Source organism: Xanthomonas sp. LMG 12461 (genome assembly GCF_009192935.1).
GTDB classification, from domain to species: domain Bacteria; phylum Pseudomonadota; class Gammaproteobacteria; order Xanthomonadales; family Xanthomonadaceae; genus Xanthomonas_A; species Xanthomonas_A sontii.
In genome coordinates this window covers 13,525-31,766 of record NZ_NQYT01000033.1, presented here as the reverse complement: position 1 = coordinate 31,766, position 18,242 = coordinate 13,525, and the positions used below count along the sequence as shown (strand labels likewise).

Here is an 18,242-nt window from a genome sequence, read left to right as displayed (position 1 = left end):
ATATGCCACTTCGCCAAGGATGTGTCGCATGAAGACCTTACCCCCGCCCCCTGTGCCGCAAAAGCTGCGGGAAATGCTCAAGGACTACCCTCAATACTTGGATGAATTGCAGCGAACGCTCAATGATGTGGTTGCCAAGCCTCTCCATGGCACTCCTTTGTTCGAGCAGGCCATATGGAGTCTTGAGGGCGCACTGAGTTCCTTCATCTCAGAAGCGCGTGATGAGCTCAAGGTAGCGCAGTCTTCTAGTGATCCCGAGGCCATCAGGAAAGCCGAGGCAAAGGTTAGCCTGATGCTGCATGCAAGGTTCAGTAATGGTGGTATGTCCGATTTAAATGAGATCTTGGCCTATTTCCAGGCGCACAAGGAGATCTTGTCGTGAGCGGCGAAGATTTTCGATTGAATGCGGCGGAGCATCGCAGGATCTTTGAGGAGAATGTCCTCAGAGATTTTGATGGGAGGTCATCGCTGGAGCGCCCTAACGCGGTCATCTTGGCTGGTCAGCCGGGAGCTGCAAAGGGCTGGCTTGCCAGAGCCGCGCGCGATGAAATGCGCAATGATGTGGTTCTTGTCGACCCGGACGAGCTTCGTGAATTTCATCTGCAAGTCAATGGGTTCCGTAACGCCCACCCCTACACCTGGTCCGGCCTCACCCATCCCGATGCCAGCCAATGGGCCGAGGAATTGCTCAAGGCCTCGGTCGATGGCCGGAAGAATCTCATCTTCGATACCACGCTCAGCAATGGCGAGTGGAGCGCCGGGCTGATCAAGGACTTGCAGGCCCACGGTTATGACGTGGAAGTGCGGGCAATGGCAGCGCACAAGCTGGAGAGCGAGCTTGGCGTGGATCAGCGATTCACGCGGTTGTTGGATCAGCGAGGCCACGGCCGCTACGTACCCGAAGGCGCGCGCGATGCCATCTACGACAAGCTTCCCGCCAGCCTTGAGATCGTGCAGCAGCAGACCACGGCGCCGATCCGTCTGTTCAACCGCGAAGGCGTCGAACTCTACGACAGCCGGTGCGATACGCGCGCAGCGGGCCAGGTGTTGCGGGAGGCGCGCGAGGCGCGCCTGCAGGATCCGGCGGTGACGCGTGGCGTCAATGCCGGTTGGCAGGGGCAGCGCAGCTGGCACGCCGAACTGCCCGAGCAGTTGCCGCACAACGCGAGTAGTCTGTAGCGTATTCCGATCGATATGCCACTTCACCAAGGATGTGTCGCATGAAGACCTTACCTCCGCCTCCCGTACCGCAGAAGTTGCGGGAGATGCTCAAGGACTACCCCCAATACTTGGATGAGTTGCAGGGGGCACTTAATCGATTGGTTGAAAATCCAAAGCAAGGAGTCCCTGTATTTGATCAGGCAATATGGAGGCTTGAGGCCGTACTCACTTCCTTCATATCAGAAGCACGTGATGAACTGAAGGTCGCTGAGTCCGCTGGTGATCCTGAGATAATCCGGAAGGCCGAGGAAAAGGTGAGATTAATGCTGCATGCAAGTCAGCTGCGTCGATTGCATGAGCTTAAAGACTATTTCGACGAAAATAAGGAGAGCGTCGGATGAAATCTCAGGACAACTGTCTGGATGACGAAACGCACAAGAAAATATTTAGACAGGACATTCTCACGCGTGAGCAGTTTCTGGAGGCTACTTCGCAAGATCGACCTAAGGCAATTATCCTCGCGGGACAGCCCGGTGCTGGCAAAGGTGGCCTCGCCGATATGGCCGAGCGTGAACTCGACGGGAATACAGTCAAGGTCGATCCCGATGAGCTCCGTGAATTTCATCCGCAAGTCAATGGTTTCCGTAACGCCCACCCCTACACTTGGTCCGGCCTCACCCATCCCGATGCCAGTCAAGGGTTGCGCCAGTTCGAGGCCGATGCTAGATAAGCTGATCTCGATGCCGCGTTAGACGGCGAAAGGGTGTTTAGTCAAAGGTGCGTCTGTTCAATAGAAAAATCTTCCAAGGATGTGCAGCATGAAGACCTTGCCCTCCAGCCCTCCCGTGCCGCAGAAGCTGCAAGAAATACTTGGGGAATACCCGGAAAAAATTCAGAAACTTCAAAATGTGCTTGATAATTACTGTAAAAATCCAAATCCTCTGATGCCATTTGATGGTGCGGTGTGGATTCTGCAGGACACGCTTGGCTCTTTCATCTTAGAGGCGCGTGAGGAACTCAAAAATGCTAAGGCTGGCGGCGATCCGTTGGTTATAGAAAATGCAAAGAGAAAGGATTTTGCTGTCGGATCTGCCTTGTTTAATATGGGTGGAATGCCTGATTTGCATGCTTACTTTGAGCGGAATGGGGGTGCCTTATGAGTGATGGTCAACTTCCAGGTGGTGAGCATGAAAGGATTTTGGGCGAGGAAATAATTCCTAAGAGCGGATTGTCTGAAAAATCTTCCTTTCAGCATCCGAGGGCTGTCATTTTGGCTGGACAGCCAGGCGCCGGAAAAGGCAGTCTCGCCGAGATGGCTGAGCGTGAACTCGACTGGAATGTAGTCAAGGTCGACCCAGATAAACTGCGAGAATTCCACCCGCAAGTCAGCGACTTTCGCGACGCCCACCCCTACACCTGGTCCGGCTTCACCCATCCCGATGCCAGCCAATGGGCCGAGGAATTGCTCAAGGCTACGGTCGATGGCAAGAAGAACCTGATCTTCGATACCACGCTCAGCAATGGCGAATGGAGCGCCGGGCTGATCAAGGACTTGCAGGCCCGCGGTTATGAGGTGGAGGTGCGGGCGATGGCGGCACATAAACTCGAGAGCGAATTTGGTGTGGACAATCGCTTTTCTAATTCCTTGGATACGCTTGGCCACGGCCGCTACGTACCCGAAGGCGCACGCGATGTCATCTACGACAAGCTGCCCGCCAGCCTTGAGATCGTGCAGCAGCAGACCACGGCGCCGATCCGTTTGTTCAACCGCGAAGGCGTCGAACTCTACGACAGCCGGCACGATACGCGCGCAGCGGGCCAGGTGTTGAGGGAGGCGCGCGAGGCGCGCCTGCAGGATCCGGCGGTGACGCGTGGCGTCAATGCCGGTTGGCAGGGGCAGCGCAGCTGGCACGCCGAACTGCCCGAACAGTTGCCGCACAACGCCAACGTGGCGCCGGGGACGGCCGCGCAGTTGCTCGCCGAGCGCGCGCAGTTGCAGGTCGTGGAAGGCGTGGAGCGGCACGCGGCCGCCGCGCACACGGTGGACTTCAATGTGCGGGTCAAGCCGGTGGCAATACGCGGGATGGGCATACTTGGCGCTGCTGCCACGGTCTACGACGCCGCCGAAACCGGGCGCAGCGTCGGTCAGTTGCAGGCGCAAGGTAATGCCGTCGGCGCGCAGGCGCAGCTGCTGCAGTTCGGCGCACGCAACGTCGGCGGCTGGGCCGGGGGAGCGCTGGGCGCGCAGATCGGCGCGGTGGCGGGCGTGGAGACCGGGCCAGGATTGGTGCTGACCGGGCTGGCGGGTGGCGTGGTCGGCGCCATGGGGGCCAACGAGGCGGTGCAATGGCTGGAGCAGCGCCGCATCAACAATCAGACCGATCGCACCGGCGTTGACTGGAGCTTCGATCCGAAGGCGCCGGACAAGGGCTGGACCCGCACGGTGGTGGACGCTTTCGGCGATCACGGCCTCTCCGTGACCTATCAAGAGACCGCACCGCCGCAGATCGCCGACGAGCTGACCTTCAAGGCGGCCAGCCGCGCGGTGCAGTTGCGCCTGGCCACGCCGGACGTGCCGATCGATCCCTACCGTGTCCCGGCAGACGCCAGCGATCGGCCGAGCCTGCGCGAGGCGCCCTGGGAGCGCGATGGGCACAGCGGCCAATGGACCCGGCAGGTCGCCGATGGCTTGCTGGAGCGCAACGTGATGCATACGGTTCGCGACCGCGCCGATCCTGAGAAGGCCGCTGCCCTGGATGCCTTCGCGCAGTCGGTAGTGGCCTACAACGCGTCACGTTCGCCGGCGGCGATCGCGGCCGCTTACACCGAGCTGCATGCGCAAGCGGGTTGGGATCGCTATGGTCCGGTTCCCGAAGCGGTGACCCAGGCACGCGACAGCCCGCAGGTCCAGCCGGGATCGGATGGGCATGTCTACACACGCGATGCAGAAGGTCAGTGGACGCGCGAGGGTTGGCTGGGCACGCGCCAGGCGTCCGGCAATCTGCGAGACGAACTGGAGGCCACCTACACATCGGTGAAAGCGCTGGCGGCCGAGCGATCGCGCGATCAGACGAGGGAGCCCTCGTCTGTGTCTCCGCAAGTGGCGCCCGATGCCCCAGCGCCCCAGCGGGAGCCTGCGTGGTCCGCTGAACCCGCCCGCCCCGTCGCTCCCGCCGCGCCGCCCGCAATGCCACCTCGGGCAGGCGACCTGCGCGATCCATCCCACCCCGGCCACACCGAGTTCTCGCGGACACTGCGCGAAGTGCGTTACATGGAAGCAGGGCAGGGTATCGGCTCCGGTCCGCACAGCGAGAAGGTGGCCGCGGCGCTGCTGGTCAAGGGCGAGCGCGAAGGGCTGCGCTTCACCAACGTGACGATGAGCACCGACGGCCAGGTGCAGGGGCTGCAGCGCGACAGCGCCTTCGCGGCGCCGAAGATGGTGAAGGTCGATCCGGCGGCGGCGCAGTCGGGGGAGATGGCAGATTACGCCAACCAGTGGGCGCAACTGCGCTCGCCGCACCTGGTGAGCCAGGCGCCCGCGGCCGAGCGCAGCGCCGCGCATACGCAGGGCGTTGCGGCCCTGTCGGCGGCCGACCAGGCGATGTTCGCGCGCATCCGCCAGGACGTGCCGGCGCATATCGGCGACGACCACGTGGCCCAGGCCGTGCTCGGCGCCAAGCAGGCCGGGATCGCCGATGCGGGCAAGATCGACCGGGTGCTGATGGCCGGCGACAACCTGTGGGTAGCGGGCACGACCCCTGGCTTCCGCGCCGCGACCGACGTGGCGCAACCGGTCGCGCCGATGCAGGACACGGTGCAGCAGGCGCAGGCATTCAATCAGCAGCGCGAGCAGCAATTGGCGCTGGAGGCGCAGCAACGGCAGCAGGAAGGGCCTGGCGGCAAGAACGGGCCTGCAATGGGGTGAGGTTGGCCCGTTCGCCTGGTTGCGGACCGCGCGTGCAGGTCGGATGCCACTGCATGAAAATCACGCTTCCGGCGGGTGGTGAGCATCCTGCGCCGAACTCGCAAGCTTGCCGATTATTGTGGGGCGATGTACCGTCTTGGCGCTGACGCGTGCCATCGCTCAATGCGCTTGCCGCTCCCGCCGCATGCCGCCGCTCACAACCTCCGACTGATCGTAAAGCTCCCGAACACCGGCGTCTGCCGCTGCAGGTCGAACTCGCGGGTGCGCCAGTAGCGGGCGAGGGCGAACTTCCATTTGCCGCGCATCACCGCCAGGCCGATGCCGGCGTCGCCGACGAAGGGGCGCTTCTTCACGCTGTGGCTGTCGCGGAAGGTGTTGCCGTCCAGGGTGATGTCGCGCAAGACCCAGCGTCCATCGCTGGTCACGAACAGATGCGCCGACCAGCCGCTGCCGACGCTGTCGGCCGGCGGGGCGACGTTCTCGCCGGCGGGACGCAGCGGCGAACTGCCGAAATCGTCCGGCAGCTTCCAGCCCAGGCGCAGTTCCATGCCGGCATTGGCGTGGGTGTCCAGCGTGCCCAGCGCGCCGCCCCAGTGGCTGATCGCGTCCCACCCCCAGCCGTCGCGGCTGCCGTCGCCGGACCAGCGGCGCAGCCGTTCGTGCAGCACGCGGAACACCGGTTCGTCGTGCAACTGGTTGTCCCAGCCCTGGAACTTGGCGTCGCCGAGCAGGGCGTGCACCGCATCCTGCACCTGCTTGCCCTGCGCCGACGGGCCGATCAGGCCCAGGGTGAGTTGGGTGGTACGCAGGCGGTCGTCGTTGCGCGCGTTGTAGCCGATGTTCATCAGCAACAGGCCGGCGTAGGGGCGGTCGTCCTCGATCAGGTCGCGGCGGGTCTTGTCGGTGGGGGTGAACAGCGCTTGCCCGACCGCGAAGGTCATGTTGCGCTGGGTGAAGTCGCTGTTCGGCTGCAGCCAGGTCAGGGCGCGGTTCGCCGCCCGCGCCAGCCGCGGCAGGCAGGGGTCGTCGGTGTAGTCGCGCAGGTTCGGCGAGACGATGATCAGGCCGAACCCATTGGTATAGCCCTGGTCCTGGCCGGCGCCGCCGAACAGGTCGTTGTCGACGCGGACGTTGACCGTGGGCGCGGTCGCTTCCAGGGTGTCGTGTGGGCATTGCGTGGTGGCGGCGACCGGGGCCGAGGCGAAGGCCAGGGCGATGGCCAGCGGGACAAGCGGGCGGGGCGACGGCATGGGCGGCGTCTCTGGTCGGAAAAGGCGTGAGCGGCGATGTCCGCCTGCAGGCAGTCGATGCCGGCGACATCCCGGACCATGAACGCAGCCCGTGCGGTGAAGGATAGGCAAAAGTGCCGTATCGGACAAATTCGTCCGTTTGGGTTTGTCTGTCCCATTCGCCCTCTTGTCGCGTGAAGGCGATGGTGCGCAATGACCCGTGCAGGTAGTCGCATGCCGAGGCAGCGTGGCCGCGCCAGACCGGTGCCTGGCATGCGGCCGGCAGGCCCGGGTTGCTGTCGTCCACCTCGGCCCGGCCTTGGGTTTGCCCGGCGCCGGCCCGATAATGCGGACATGGACATCACTTCCGATAACCCCGATCACGGTTTCCAGTTCCCCGGCGTGTTCGAACTCAGCGCCATGGGCACCGCCAACACCGGCCTGGAGGCCGAACTGCCGCGCCTGCTCGCCGCGGCCGGCGTGGAGGTGATGGAGGAGCGCGTCAGTTGGAAGCATTCGTCCAACGGCAAGTACGTGTCGGTGCGCATCGCCTTCCGTGCCGTGGACCGCGCCCAGTACGACGCCGCGCATCAGGCGCTGCGCGAACACCCGGAAGTGAAGTGGACGCTGTAGCCGGGGACGCGCCAGTGGCGCCGGCACCGACGCTGCCACCGTGCGGCGTCCGCCAGCTCGGCCGCCAGCCCTACGAGCCGGTGTGGCGGGCGATGCAGCGCTTCACCGACGCGCGCGACGAGGCCACCCCCGACGAACTGTGGGTGGTCGAACACGAGCCGGTGTTCACCCTCGGCCAGGCCGGCAAGCCGGAACACGTGCTGGCACCGGGCGACATCCCGGTGCTGCAGGTCGATCGCGGCGGCCAGGTCACCTATCACGGCCCCGGCCAGCTGGTGGTGTACCCGCTGCTGGACCTGCGCCGGCTGCACATCGGCGTGCGCGACTACGTGTGCCGGATCGAGCAGGCGATCATCGACACCCTCGACGAATGGAACATCCTCGGCGAACGCCGCGACGGCGCGCCGGGCGTCTACGTCGGCGGCGCCAAGGTCGCCGCGCTCGGCATCCGCGTGCGCCGCGGCTGCACCTTCCACGGCCTGTCGTTCAACGTGGCGATGGACCTGGAGCCGTTCCACCGGATCAATCCCTGCGGCTACCAGGGCCTGCAGGTGACCGCGGTGCTAGACTTGGGCGGTCCCTCCGGCATGCAGGCGGTCACTCCGGTCCTGCTGGCCCAACTGGCGCGCCAGTTCGGGCTGACCCTGCAGCCGCTCGACGCCTTGCCCGATCTTTCGCTCACGCACGCGGCCTGACCGCCTGCCCGCCGACTACGCCATGACCCAGCCCAGCGCACGCTCCATTCCCTTGCAGGTCCTTTCCGGCGACAGCGCGCCCGCGCCGCTGCAGACCGGCGTCAAGCAGTTGGGCGGCGACAAGATCGCGCGCTCGCCGGTGCAGTTCGCCGATGCGCCGGTGCTGCGCAAACCGTCGTGGATCCGCGTGCGCATTCCCTCCGGCAATGCGGTGCAGAACCTCAAGGCCAAGCTGCGCGAGAACCGCCTGGTCACCGTCTGCGAAGAGGCCAGCTGCCCGAACATCCACGAGTGCTTCGGCCACGGCACCGCCACCTTCATGATCCTCGGCGAGGTCTGCACCCGCCGCTGCTCGTTCTGCGATGTCGCACACGGCCGGCCCAAGCCGCCGGATGCGGGCGAGCCGGCCAGCCTGGCGCAGACCGTGGCCGACATGGGCCTGAAGTACGTGGTGGTGACCAGCGTCGACCGCGACGACCTGCGCGATGGCGGTGCCCAGCATTTCGCCGACTGCATCGGTGCGATCCGCGTCGCCGCGCCGACCACCCGCATCGAGATCCTGACCCCGGACTTCCGCGGCAAGGGCCGCATGGACCGCGCGCTGGAGATCCTGGCGACCAATCCGCCGGACGTATTCAACCACAACATCGAGACCGTGCCGGACCTGTACCCGAACGTGCGTCCCGGCGCCGACTACCAGTGGTCGCTGACCCTGCTGAAGAAGTTCAAGGCGCAGCATCCGGCGATCGCCACCAAGTCCGGCATCATGCTCGGCCTGGGCGAGACCCTGGAGCAGGTGCAGGCGACCCTGCGCGACCTGCGTGCGCACGACGTGGACATGGTCACCATCGGCCAGTACCTGCAGCCGACCGCCCATCACCACCCGGTGATGCGCTACTGGACGCCGGACGAATACAAGGCGCTGGAGGAGTACGGCAACGCGCTGGGCTTCAGCCACGTGGCCTCCGGTCCGATGGTGCGCTCGTCCTATCACGCCGATCGCCAGGCGGCCGGCGCCGGCGTCGCCGCCTGAATCGCGTCCTCCTGAGCCGCGTCGTCGATCGCGCCTGTGCGCGGCGACGACGCACGTTCGTCGCCGCAAAGCGACCGTCCGCGCGGCTCGCACCGGCAGCGTTCACATTTCTGCGCAAGCCGGCAGCTAGTCTGCTTCATGAACAGGTGACACGGCCTGCAACTTGCGTCACTGTCGTGTTGTCTCACGCGATGTGCTGCCCCCCTGACGGCCTGGTGCCGAGAGTCCCCAGATGAAATTCAAAGCTTCCGCCTTCCTGCTGGCGTTTGCGCTGACCGCACCGCTGGCGCTGTTCGCCCGTACCGATGCGCCCGCCCTGCCGGCCGCTGCCACCGCCGACCAGGCCACCACCGCCAAGCTGGTGTACGGCCTGCTCTCCGACAGCCGCTACGCCTACCGGCCGCGCGCCCTCGACGAGGCGACCTCCAAGGAGGTCTTCAAGAAGTATCTGGAGACCCTGGACGGCAGCAAGCAGTTCTTCACCCAGGCCGACGTCGACAAGTTCGCCAGCTTCCAGAACAACCTTGGCGCCAACATCGCCTCCGGCCAGCTGGAACCGGCGTTCCAGATCTTTGCCGTGTACCGGCAACGGGTGGACGAGCGCATCGCCTACGCGCGCAAGCTGCTCAAGCAGGACTTCAACTTCGACGGCGACGAGAAGTTCGAGTACGACCGCAAGAATGCGCCGTGGGCCAAGGACGACCAGGAATTGGATGCGCTGTGGCGCAAGTCGGTGATGAACGACTGGCTGCGGCTCAAGCTCGCCGGCAAGAAGCCGGAGGACATCCGCAAGACCCTGGACAAGCGCTACGCCAACCTCGACGACTCGGTGAAGGAACTGAAGAGCGAGGACGTGTTCCAGTTCTTCATGAACGCCTACACCAACACGGTCGATCCGCACACCGACTACTTCACCCCGCGCACCGCCGAGAACTTCAACCAGCAGATGTCGCTGTCGCTGGAAGGCATCGGCGCGCAATTGCAGAAGCAGGACGACCTGGTAGTGATCCGCGAGGTGATCCCGGGCGGTCCGGCCGCGCTGGACGGCACGCTCAAGCCGGGCGATCGCATCGTCGGCGTCGGCCAGGGCAAGAGCGGCCCGGTCGAGGACGTGATCGGCTGGCGCATCGACGACGTGGTCGCCAAGATCCGTGGCGACAAGGACACCCAGGTGCGCCTGGAGTACATCCCCGCCGAGGCCGGCGTGGACGGCAAGCATCGCCAGGTGCTGCTGACCCGGCAGAAGGTGCGCCTGGCCGAACAGGCCGCCAAGGGCGAGACCATCGAGCTGCCTGCGAAGGACGGCGAGCCGGCGCGGCGCATCGGCGTGATCAAGCTGCCCGCGTTCTACCAGGACTTCGAAGGCCGCCGCCGCAACGCCAAGGACTATGCCTCGGCGACCCGCGACGTGGCCAAGCTGCTGGCCGGCTTCAAGGCCGACAAGGTCGACGGCGTGGTGCTGGACCTGCGCAACAACGGCGGCGGTTCGCTGGACGAGGCGATCGAGCTGACCGGCCTGTTCATCGAGCAGGGCCCGGTGGTGCAGGTACGCGAATCCGGCGGCCGCGTCACCGTTAACAGCGACCAGAACCCGGCCGTGGCCTGGGACGGCCCGCTGGCGGTGCTGATCAACCGCGGCTCGGCCTCGGCTTCGGAGATCTTCGCCGGCGCCATCCAGGATTACGGCCGCGGCCTGATCATCGGCGAGACCAGCTTCGGCAAGGGCACGGTGCAGAACATCGTCGACCTGGACCGCTGGCCGGCCAACGAGACCGACCGCTTCGGCCAGGTCAAGCTGACCATCGCCCAGTTCTTCCGCGTCAGCGGCAGCAGCACCCAGCACAAGGGCGTGGTGCCGGACATCGCCTTCCCGGCCAGCGTCGATGCCACCGAGTTCGGCGAAAGCACCTACGACAACGCGCTGCCTTGGAGCCGCATCGCCGCGGTGCCGCACACCCAGTACGGCAATTTCGCGCCGCTGCTGCCCAAGCTGGAGGCGCTGCACACCACGCGCATCGCCAACGACAAGGAATTCCAGTGGTGGGAAGAGGACGTGCGCCAGTTCCGCACCGAGGCGGCGAAGAAGTACGTGGTGCTCAACGAGGCCGAGCGCCGCGCCGAGCGTGAGAAGCAGGACGCGCAGCGCAAGCAGCGCCAGGAGATCCGCAAGCAGCTCGGCCTGCCGCTGGATCCGCTGGCCGACGACAGCAGCGACGACGGCCTGACCGGCAACGAGCGCGACATCGTCAAGGACGCCGCGCGCGAGAAGCTGGTCGACAAGCGCCCGGATCCGCTGCTGCGCGAATCGGCCTCGATCCTGAGCGATGCGGTCAACCTGCTGGAGAAGGACCGTCCGCTGTCGGTGCAGGTGCTGCCGCAGTCCACCGGCCCGGGGCGCTGGGCCGACTGAGCCCGCGCGCTAGCGTCGCAAAAGCCAACGCGCCATCGCCCAGCGGTGGCGCGTTTTTTGTGGGAGCGGCTTCATGGCATCTCTCGTTTCCGCCACGGGCAGGCGGATTCTGCTTGCCCGGTAGGAGGGTAATTTCGCGATCAGGTTGCTCCCACATCCCGCGTCGTCGCGACGACACGCCCTAGCCCAGTGCCTGCCACACCTGGTGCAGGCCCAGTGCCAGCAAGGTCAGGAAGAACACGCGGCGGAACGCGCTGGCGTAGATGCGTTGGCGCAGTCGCGTGCCCAGCCACATGCCCACGGCAGTGGGCAGTAGCGCCAGCAACGACGGACCCAGCGCCTGGGTGGGGAATGCCCCGTGCGCGACGAGGGCTGCGGCCAGCGCAAGCGTGGCCGCGGCGAAGCAACTGCCGAGCGCGCGCATCAGCGCCTCCCGCGGCAGATCCAGCGCCACCAGGTAGGGCAGCACCGGCAACACGAACACGCCGGTGGCGCCGGTCAGCAATCCGGTCGCCAGGCCCACGGGTGGCCCAGCCCAGCGCGCCTGCGAGGGCGACAGGCGTGCCTGCCACTGGCTCAGGCCGAGCACGGCGTACAGCGCCAACAACGCGCCCAGGCCGGCGCGCGCCAGCCGCGGGTCCGCTTCGGCGAGGACGCCGGCGCTGCCCCAGGTGCCGGCGACGATGCACGCCAGCAGCGGCCACAGTCGCCGCAGCAGCGCGCCGGTGCCTGCGCCCCAGGCTTGTTGCAGGTTGGTCAGCAGCGACGGTAGCGCCAGCAGCGCCGCGGCCTCGGTCGGCGTCAGCCAGAGTCCCAGCAGGCCCATCGCCACCGTCGGCAGGCCCATGCCGGCCACGCCCTTGACGCCGCCGGCGAGCAGGAAGACCAGGGCGATCGGCAGCAGATGCGGTGCGAGGGTGTCCATGGCATCCAGCATCGGCGCGCCGCGGCGGCCGGACAATGCGCGAATGCTTCAGGCAGACTTCGGCAACGACGAAGGCGGGAGCGCCGATGCACCTGGATTTCACCGATCTGCGGCTGTTCCTGGCGGTGGCCGAAGCCGGCAGCATCACCGCCGGCGCCGACCGCGCGGCATTGTCGCTGGCCGCCGCCAGTGCACGCATCCGCGCGCTGGAGACGCAGCTCGGCGTCGCGCTGTTCGCGCGCGGCCCGCGTGGCGTCGGCCTCACCGCGGCCGGCACCGCGCTGTTGCGGCACGCGCGGCAGTTGCTGCGGCAGGCCGAGGCGATGCGCAGCGAACTGGGCGAGTACGCCGGCGGCCACCCCACCAGCGTGCGCCTGCTGGCCAATACCGCGGCGCTGTCGGAATGGTTGCCGGAGCTGCTGGCCGAGTTCCTGGTGGCGCACCCGCGCATCGATCTGGCGCTGCGCGAGCAGGGCAGCGTCGCCGCGGCCGACGCGCTGCGCGAGCAACGCGCCGACCTGGCGGTGATCGCCGATCACGCCGATCTGCAGGGCCTGCAGGCGCGCCCGTTTCGGCAGGATCGGCTGGTGCTGGTGGCCGCGGCCACGCATCCGCTGGCGCAGGCGCCGCAGTTGCGGTTCTCGGAGGTATTGCAGGCGCAGTTGCTCGGCATGGCCGAGGACAGCGCACTGCAGCAGCATCTGCGGACCCATGCCACGCGTGCCGGTGGCCAGCTGCGCATCCGCGCGCAGGTGCACGGCATCGAACCGCTGTGCCGCATGCTGGCGCGCGGCGCCGGCGTGGCGATCCTGCCGCAGGCGGCGCTGGAGCGGGTCAGCGTGCGCGCGCAGTTGGTCGCGGTGCCGCTGCAGGAGCCGTGGGCGCTGCGCCAGTTGTCGATCGTCTGGCGACCGACACCGGCGCCGTCGCCGCCAGTGCAGCAGGTCCTGGATTGGCTGTGCGCGCATGCGGCGCCTGCGGCCTGAGGATCAGTCGGCTGGCGCACGACCGACGCCTCTGACGATGCGCTTGCGCAATGGTGCAGCGAGGCAGCGTTAACTGGCAGGCGCGGGCCTTGTTACGCTGTTCGGGATCGCTTGCGACGGCTGTTCCCCGGTGACGCGTGTCGCGGCTGAAGCTGCTCCTGCGGACGCACGGCCCCCTCTGTCAGCGCAGTTGCTTGCTGTGGGAGGGACTTCAGTCCCGACTGCTGCCGGAGCCGGATGCTTTCCGGTGCGAGATTGCGACGGAAGAACTGCGCGGATCACGCGCTTCTGCGTTGGCTCTGCCGGAAGTGTTGCCTGTCTTGCAGCGCTCGATGCGGCCTTGGTCAGCCACGCCAAGGCCTTTCGCGTCATGCGCGTCGCGGCTGATACCGAACAGATAGGGACCGCTCCCGTTCGTGGGCCTGCGGTCCATGCCGCAGGCCCACGCGCGTCACTGCGGCCAGGCGAACGTGGCGATTACCGGAAAATGGTCGGACGGCCAGTGGCCCTGCGGCCGCGCGTCGAGCGTGGCGTAGTCGGTGGCCTTCAACCCGCGCGAGAGGATCCAGTCGATGCGCCGGTCCGGGTGGCCGGTGAAATCGTGGAAGGTCGCTTCCGGGCCTTGCGGTTGCGTCACCTGCGTGCGCGCATCGGCCAGGCTGGCGGTGAGGGTGCGGTAGGTCGGCGAGTCCGGCACCGTGTTGAAGTCGCCGGTCAGCACCACCGGCACGTCCGCCGGCAGCGCCTTCAGCCGCGACACGATCAGCGCCGCGCCCTTGGCGCGCGCCGCTTCGTCCTCGTCGCGATAGGGCAGATGGGTGTCGAACAGGTAGAAACGGCGGCCATCGCCGATGCGCTCGAACAGACCCCAGTTGACCATGCGCGGCAGCGGATGTCCCCAGCTGATGCTGCCCATCACCTCCGGCGTGTCCGACAGCCAGAAGTGTCCCGAGTCCAGCAGCTTCAGCGCGTGGCTGTCGTAGAACACACCCATGCGTTCGCCTTCGTCCTTGCCGTCGCGGCTGGGGCCGAACCAGCGGTACTCCGGCAGTTGCGCGGCCAGGTAGTCGGCCTGGCGCTGGACCAGTTCCTGTGTGCCGAACACATCCGGGTGCTGCGCGCGGATCAGCGCGGCCATCGCGCTGCGGCGCACGTCCCAGCGCTTGTCGCCGTCGGTATCGACCGGCACGCGGACGTTGAAGCTCATTACTTTGAGCGGGGCCGGCGCGGCGGGCGTTGCGGGCGTGCGCGCCTGCGCTGGCGCGATGCACGCGCTCAGCACCAGCAGCAGAGGAAGCGCGAGCTTGCGCGCGGACGACAGCGACAGCGACATGGCAGATCTCGACAGGAGCGGAGCACGCGATGGTGGCACGGCGGTGGTGTCGGTGACCACCGCGTGGCGCGCCTGCCGCGAGGTGCTCAGTTGAACGCCGACAGCGCCTGGGTCAGTTTCCCGTTGTTGTCGACCGCACCCATCGTGTAGCCCTGCCAGCCCGGATACGCGTCGGGTTCCCAATAGAACACGCCCAGGCCGCGGCTGCCGAGCGCGCGGGTCTTGCTCAGCAGATCGGCGAGCATCGCGCGGGTGGTCGCGGCCTGCTGCCAGTCCATGCCGACCTCGCTGACGATCACGTCCGACCCGTAGCGCGCCACCATGTCCTGCATGTTGCTGGCGATCTGCGTGTTGGCGCTCTGCCAGGCATTGGGGGACGGGTAGTGCGACATGCCGACCACGTCCCACTTGCCGCCGGCCGACTTGAGGCTGTCGAAGAACCAGCGGAAGGTCGCGTTGTCGTGGCCGTTGGCCAGGTGCACGATCACCTTGGCATTGGGGTAGACCGACTTGCTGGCGTTGTAGCCGCTGTTGATCAGTTGCGCGAGGTTGCCGAAGTTGGGCGTCTTGCCGTCCGGCCACAGCATGCCGCTATTGATCTCGTTGCCCACCTGCACCCAGCTCACGTCGATGCCGTTGGACTTGAGATAGGACAGGATGCCGCTGGTGTGCGAATACACGTCCTTCACCAGGGTGGCGAAGTCGTGGTTGCTCCAGGCCGCCGGCTTGGTCTGCTTGCCGGGATCGGCCCAGCTGTCGCTGTAGTGGAAGTCGATCAGGATGCGCATGCCCTGCGCCTTGGCCCGCTTGGCCATGTTCAGCGTGTCGGCGCCGTCGTTCCAGCCACCCTGCGGATTGACCCACACGCGCAGCCGGATCGCGTTGACCCCGGTGCCCTTGAGCAGCGAGAAGAAATCGGTGGTGGTGCCGGAGGCGTTGCGGAATACGCGACCGCTGCTCTCCTGCTGGTCGATCCAACTGACATCGGCGCCCTTGGCGAAGGTCTGCGCCGTGGCCGGCGCGCACAGACAGGCGAGCAACAACACCAGCAGCCAGGCGGACACGCGCTTGCTCGATCGGTTCATGCGATTCTCGCGGTGATGGAAGGAGGGAAGGGGGGCGTCATGCGGCCCCGAGGAGTGGGCGCCGCGACGTGCCGGGCCGTCCCCCGCAGCCGCGGCGCGCACGAGGCTAGCGCGATCGTCACGGCGACGCGCGCTGCACTGCAGCGGTGCTGTCGCGACGTCCGCAAGCGCTGTCTGGATGGCCGATGAATCTGCGCGGTGCGTCACTTGACGCGATGCGGCATCGGCGTAGCATTCCGCTCACGCCAAGGGACAGACCCGCGGCGATTCACCCAACCGTGAGGGATGCTCATGGAGTTCGACTATCTCGTGTTCATCGGGCGCTTCGAGCCCTTCCACAACGGCCACGCCGCCGTTGCCCGCCACGCCCTCGCACGTGGTCAGAAACTCATCTTCCTGATCGGCTCGGCCGAGACCCCTCGTACCATCCGCAATCCCTGGACCGTTGCCGAGCGCAGCGTGATGATCCAGGCCGCGCTGGAAGGCGCCGGCGAGCGCTTGATCCTGCGGCCGTTGCGCGACCATCTGTACAACGAAAGCCAGTGGATCGCCGCGGTGCAGTCCACGGTGGCCGAGGCGGTGCGCAGCGACGGCGGCAGCGCCGAGGCTCGGATCGGCCTGATCGGCATGGACAAGGACGCCAGCAGCTATTACCTGCGCGAATTCCCGCAGTGGCCGCTGGTCGACGTGCAGCACACCGAGACGCTGTCGGCGACCGAGCTGCGCCGTTACCTGTTCGAGGCCGGCAGCATCGATTTCCACGGCGCGCTGCTGATGCTGCGCGGCAACGTGCCGACGCCGGTGTTCGACATGCTCGAGGCGTTCCGCAAGAACTCGCCCTCGTATGCCGAACTGCTCGCCGAGTACCAGTTCATCGAGCAGTACCGCGCCGCCTGGAAGGAGGCGCCGTATCCGCCGACCTTCGTCACCGCCGATGCGGTAGTGGTGCATTCCGGGCACGTGCTGCTGGTGCGCCGCCGCGCGGCCCCCGGCAAGGGCCTGTGGGCGCTGCCCGGCGGCTTCGTCGGCCAGCACGAGAGCATCCTCGACGCCTGCCTGCGCGAACTGCGCGAGGAGACCCGGCTGAAGATTCCGGTGCCGGTGCTCAAGGGCTCGCTGAAGAACCGCCACGTGTTCGACCACCCCGAGCGCAGCCTGCGCGGGCGCACCATCACCCACGCCTTCCACTTCGAGTTCGTGTTCGGCGAACTGCCCGAGGTGCGCGGCGGCGACGACGCCGACAAGGCGCGCTGGGTGCCGGTCAGCGAAGTGCTGGGCATGGGGCCGAAACTGTTCGAAGACCATCTGCACCTGCTCGAATTCTTCCTCGGCCGCGGCTGACGCGGCCTTCCCGGCCGGCGGACAGACCGCCGGCTTTCCCAGACGCGAAGGAGCTTCCGTCATGCAATGCCTGAACAACCTGCTGCTCAACACCGACAGCTACAAGGCCAGCCACTGGCTGCAGTACCCGCCCGGCACCGACGCCACGTTCTTCTACGTGGAATCACGCGGCGGCGTCTACGACCGCACCGTGTTCTTCGGTCTGCAGTCGATCCTCAAGGAGGCGCTGGGCCGCCCCGTCACCCATGCCGACATCGACGAGGCGCGCGACCTGTTCGCCGCGCACGGCGAGCCGTTCAACGAAGCGGGCTGGCGCGACATCGTCGACCGCCTCGGCGGCCAGTTGCCGATCCGCATCCGCGCCGTGCCCGAGGGCAGCGTGGTGCCGACCCACAACGCGCTGATGACCATCGAGTCCACCGACGCGCAGGCCTACTGGGTACCGTCGTACCTGGAGACGCTGCTGCTGCGCATCTGGTACCCGGTGACCGTGGCCACGGTGAGCTGGCACGCCAAGCAGACCATCCGCCAGTTCCTGGAGCGCACCAGCGACGATCCGGACGGGCAGTTGCCGTTCAAGCTGCACGACTTCGGTGCGCGCGGCGTGTCCAGCCTGGAATCGGCGGCGATCGGCGGTGCGGCGCACCTGGTCAACTTCCTCGGCACCGACACCGTGTCCGGGCTGTTGCTGGCGCGCGCGCACTACCACGAGCCGATGGCCGGCTATTCGATCCCCGCCGCCGAGCACAGCACCATCACCAGTTGGGGCCGCGAGCGCGAGGTCGAGGCCTACCGCAACATGCTCAGGCAGTTCGGCAAGCCCGGCGGCGTGGTCGCGGTGGTGTCGGACAGCTACGACATCTTCCACGCGATCCGCGAGCACTGGGGCACCACGCTGCGCGAGGAGGTGATCGCCTCCGGCGCCACCGTGGTGATCCGCCCGGACTCCGGCGATCCGGTGGCGGTGGTGCACCAGTGCCTGGAACTGCTCGACGAGGCCTTCGGTCACAGCGTCAACGGCAAGGGCTACAAGGTGCTCAACCACGTGCGGGTGATCCAGGGCGACGGGGTCAACCCGACCAGCATCCGCGCGATCCTGGAGCGCATCACCAGCGCCGGCTACGCCACCGACAATCTGGCCTTCGGCATGGGTGGCGCCTTGCTGCAACGGCTCGACCGCGATACCCAGAAGTTCGCGTTGAAGTGCTCGGCCGCGCGCGTCGACGGCCGCTGGATCGACGTGTACAAGGATCCGGTCACCGACAAGGGCAAGCTCAGCAAGCGCGGGCGCATGCGTCTGCTGCGGCACCGCGAGTACGGCAGCTACCGCACCGAGCCGGTGGCGCCAGACGCGGTGTCGGCCGAAGCGGTCGCCGGCCCGGCCGGTTACGACGATGCGATGGTCACCGTGTGGGAGAACGGCCGCCTGCTGCACGACTGGACCTTCGCCGAGGTACGCGAGCGCGCGAACGCCGCGCGCCTGTAG

At 66.8% G+C, this 18,242-nt stretch carries 17 protein-coding genes; 13 read left to right on the top strand and 4 right to left on the bottom strand.

Annotation, left to right across the window (positions count from 1 at the left end):
- Positions 1-28: 28 nt before the first annotated feature.
- From CEK68_RS09060 to CEK68_RS09035, 6 genes are all read left to right on the top strand, one after another.
- Complete coding sequence (locus tag CEK68_RS09060) at positions 29-382, top strand: hypothetical protein (protein ID WP_226977820.1); 354 nt, start codon at positions 29-31, stop codon at positions 380-382.
- Positions 379-1,179, top strand: coding sequence for a zeta toxin family protein (locus CEK68_RS09055; RefSeq protein ID WP_152239188.1), 801 nt, complete (start codon positions 379-381; stop codon positions 1,177-1,179). The genes CEK68_RS09060 and CEK68_RS09055 overlap by 4 nt, the downstream gene beginning before the upstream one ends.
- 41 nt (positions 1,180-1,220) lie before the next feature.
- Positions 1,221-1,562, top strand: a complete 342-nt coding sequence (locus CEK68_RS09050; protein WP_226977819.1) for a hypothetical protein — start codon at positions 1,221-1,223, stop codon at positions 1,560-1,562.
- On the top strand, positions 1,559-1,891 hold the full coding sequence (locus tag CEK68_RS09045; protein WP_152239187.1) for a zeta toxin family protein: 333 nt from the start codon (positions 1,559-1,561) through the stop codon (positions 1,889-1,891). Before CEK68_RS09050 ends, CEK68_RS09045 begins: the two co-directional genes overlap by 4 nt.
- An 88-nt stretch (positions 1,892-1,979) precedes the next feature.
- On the top strand, positions 1,980-2,321 hold the full coding sequence (locus CEK68_RS09040; RefSeq protein WP_152239186.1) for a hypothetical protein: 342 nt from the start codon (positions 1,980-1,982) through the stop codon (positions 2,319-2,321).
- Positions 2,318-5,086 (top strand): zeta toxin family protein, encoded by a 2,769-nt coding sequence (locus CEK68_RS09035; protein ID WP_152239185.1) that lies wholly within the window; start codon positions 2,318-2,320, stop codon positions 5,084-5,086. The genes CEK68_RS09040 and CEK68_RS09035 overlap by 4 nt, the downstream gene beginning before the upstream one ends.
- Before the next feature lie 194 nt (positions 5,087-5,280).
- Here the strand turns inward: CEK68_RS09035 and CEK68_RS09030 are convergent, their stop codons facing one another.
- Positions 5,281-6,336 (bottom strand): lipid A deacylase LpxR family protein, encoded by a 1,056-nt coding sequence (locus CEK68_RS09030; protein WP_152239184.1) that lies wholly within the window; start codon positions 6,334-6,336, stop codon positions 5,281-5,283.
- A gap of 333 nt (positions 6,337-6,669) precedes the next feature.
- On the opposite strand from CEK68_RS09030, the gene CEK68_RS09025 reads away from it, so the two are divergent.
- The 4 genes from CEK68_RS09025 to CEK68_RS09010 all read left to right on the top strand — a co-directional run bounded on the left by CEK68_RS09025 (position 6,670) and on the right by CEK68_RS09010 (position 11,086).
- Positions 6,670-6,948, top strand: a complete 279-nt coding sequence (locus tag CEK68_RS09025) for a YbeD family protein (protein WP_017908125.1) — start codon at positions 6,670-6,672, stop codon at positions 6,946-6,948.
- Complete coding sequence (gene lipB / locus CEK68_RS09020) at positions 6,936-7,643, top strand: lipoyl(octanoyl) transferase LipB (protein WP_150409630.1); 708 nt, start codon at positions 6,936-6,938, stop codon at positions 7,641-7,643. The genes CEK68_RS09025 and lipB overlap by 13 nt, the downstream gene beginning before the upstream one ends.
- A 22-nt stretch (positions 7,644-7,665) precedes the next feature.
- Entirely contained in the window at positions 7,666-8,676 is a 1,011-nt protein-coding gene (gene lipA, locus CEK68_RS09015) for a lipoyl synthase (protein WP_043094712.1), read from the top strand.
- Between the two features lie 232 nt (positions 8,677-8,908).
- Entirely contained in the window at positions 8,909-11,086 is a 2,178-nt protein-coding gene (locus CEK68_RS09010) for a carboxy terminal-processing peptidase (protein ID WP_043094714.1), read from the top strand.
- Positions 11,087-11,267: 181 nt separating this feature from the next.
- Here CEK68_RS09010 and CEK68_RS09005 read toward each other — a convergent pair whose 3' ends face one another.
- Positions 11,268-12,011 (bottom strand): sulfite exporter TauE/SafE family protein, encoded by a 744-nt coding sequence (locus tag CEK68_RS09005; protein ID WP_193314143.1) that lies wholly within the window; start codon positions 12,009-12,011, stop codon positions 11,268-11,270.
- A gap of 86 nt (positions 12,012-12,097) precedes the next feature.
- On the opposite strand from CEK68_RS09005, the gene CEK68_RS09000 reads away from it, so the two are divergent.
- Positions 12,098-12,997: a LysR substrate-binding domain-containing protein gene (locus CEK68_RS09000; protein ID WP_152239182.1), complete on the top strand. Its 900-nt coding sequence runs from the start codon at positions 12,098-12,100 to the stop codon at positions 12,995-12,997.
- A 451-nt stretch (positions 12,998-13,448) separates the two neighbouring features.
- Here the strand turns inward: CEK68_RS09000 and CEK68_RS08995 are convergent, their stop codons facing one another.
- The gene (locus CEK68_RS08995; RefSeq protein WP_152239181.1) at positions 13,449-14,330 is read right to left on the bottom strand and encodes an endonuclease/exonuclease/phosphatase family protein; all 882 of its coding nucleotides are present in this window, start codon (positions 14,328-14,330) and stop codon (positions 13,449-13,451) included.
- An 86-nt stretch (positions 14,331-14,416) separates the two neighbouring features.
- The gene (locus tag CEK68_RS08990; protein WP_152239180.1) at positions 14,417-15,415 is read right to left on the bottom strand and encodes an arabinogalactan endo-1,4-beta-galactosidase; all 999 of its coding nucleotides are present in this window, start codon (positions 15,413-15,415) and stop codon (positions 14,417-14,419) included.
- A gap of 285 nt (positions 15,416-15,700) precedes the next feature.
- Between CEK68_RS08990 and CEK68_RS08985 the strand changes: the two genes are divergently transcribed.
- Together CEK68_RS08985 and CEK68_RS08980 are read left to right on the top strand one after the other, a co-directional pair.
- A complete protein-coding gene (locus CEK68_RS08985) occupies positions 15,701-16,756 on the top strand; it encodes a bifunctional nicotinamide-nucleotide adenylyltransferase/Nudix hydroxylase (RefSeq protein WP_017909091.1) in 1,056 nt (351 codons plus the stop codon).
- A 61-nt stretch (positions 16,757-16,817) separates the two neighbouring features.
- Positions 16,818-18,242, top strand: coding sequence for a nicotinate phosphoribosyltransferase (locus CEK68_RS08980; RefSeq protein WP_152239179.1), 1,425 nt, complete (start codon positions 16,818-16,820; stop codon positions 18,240-18,242).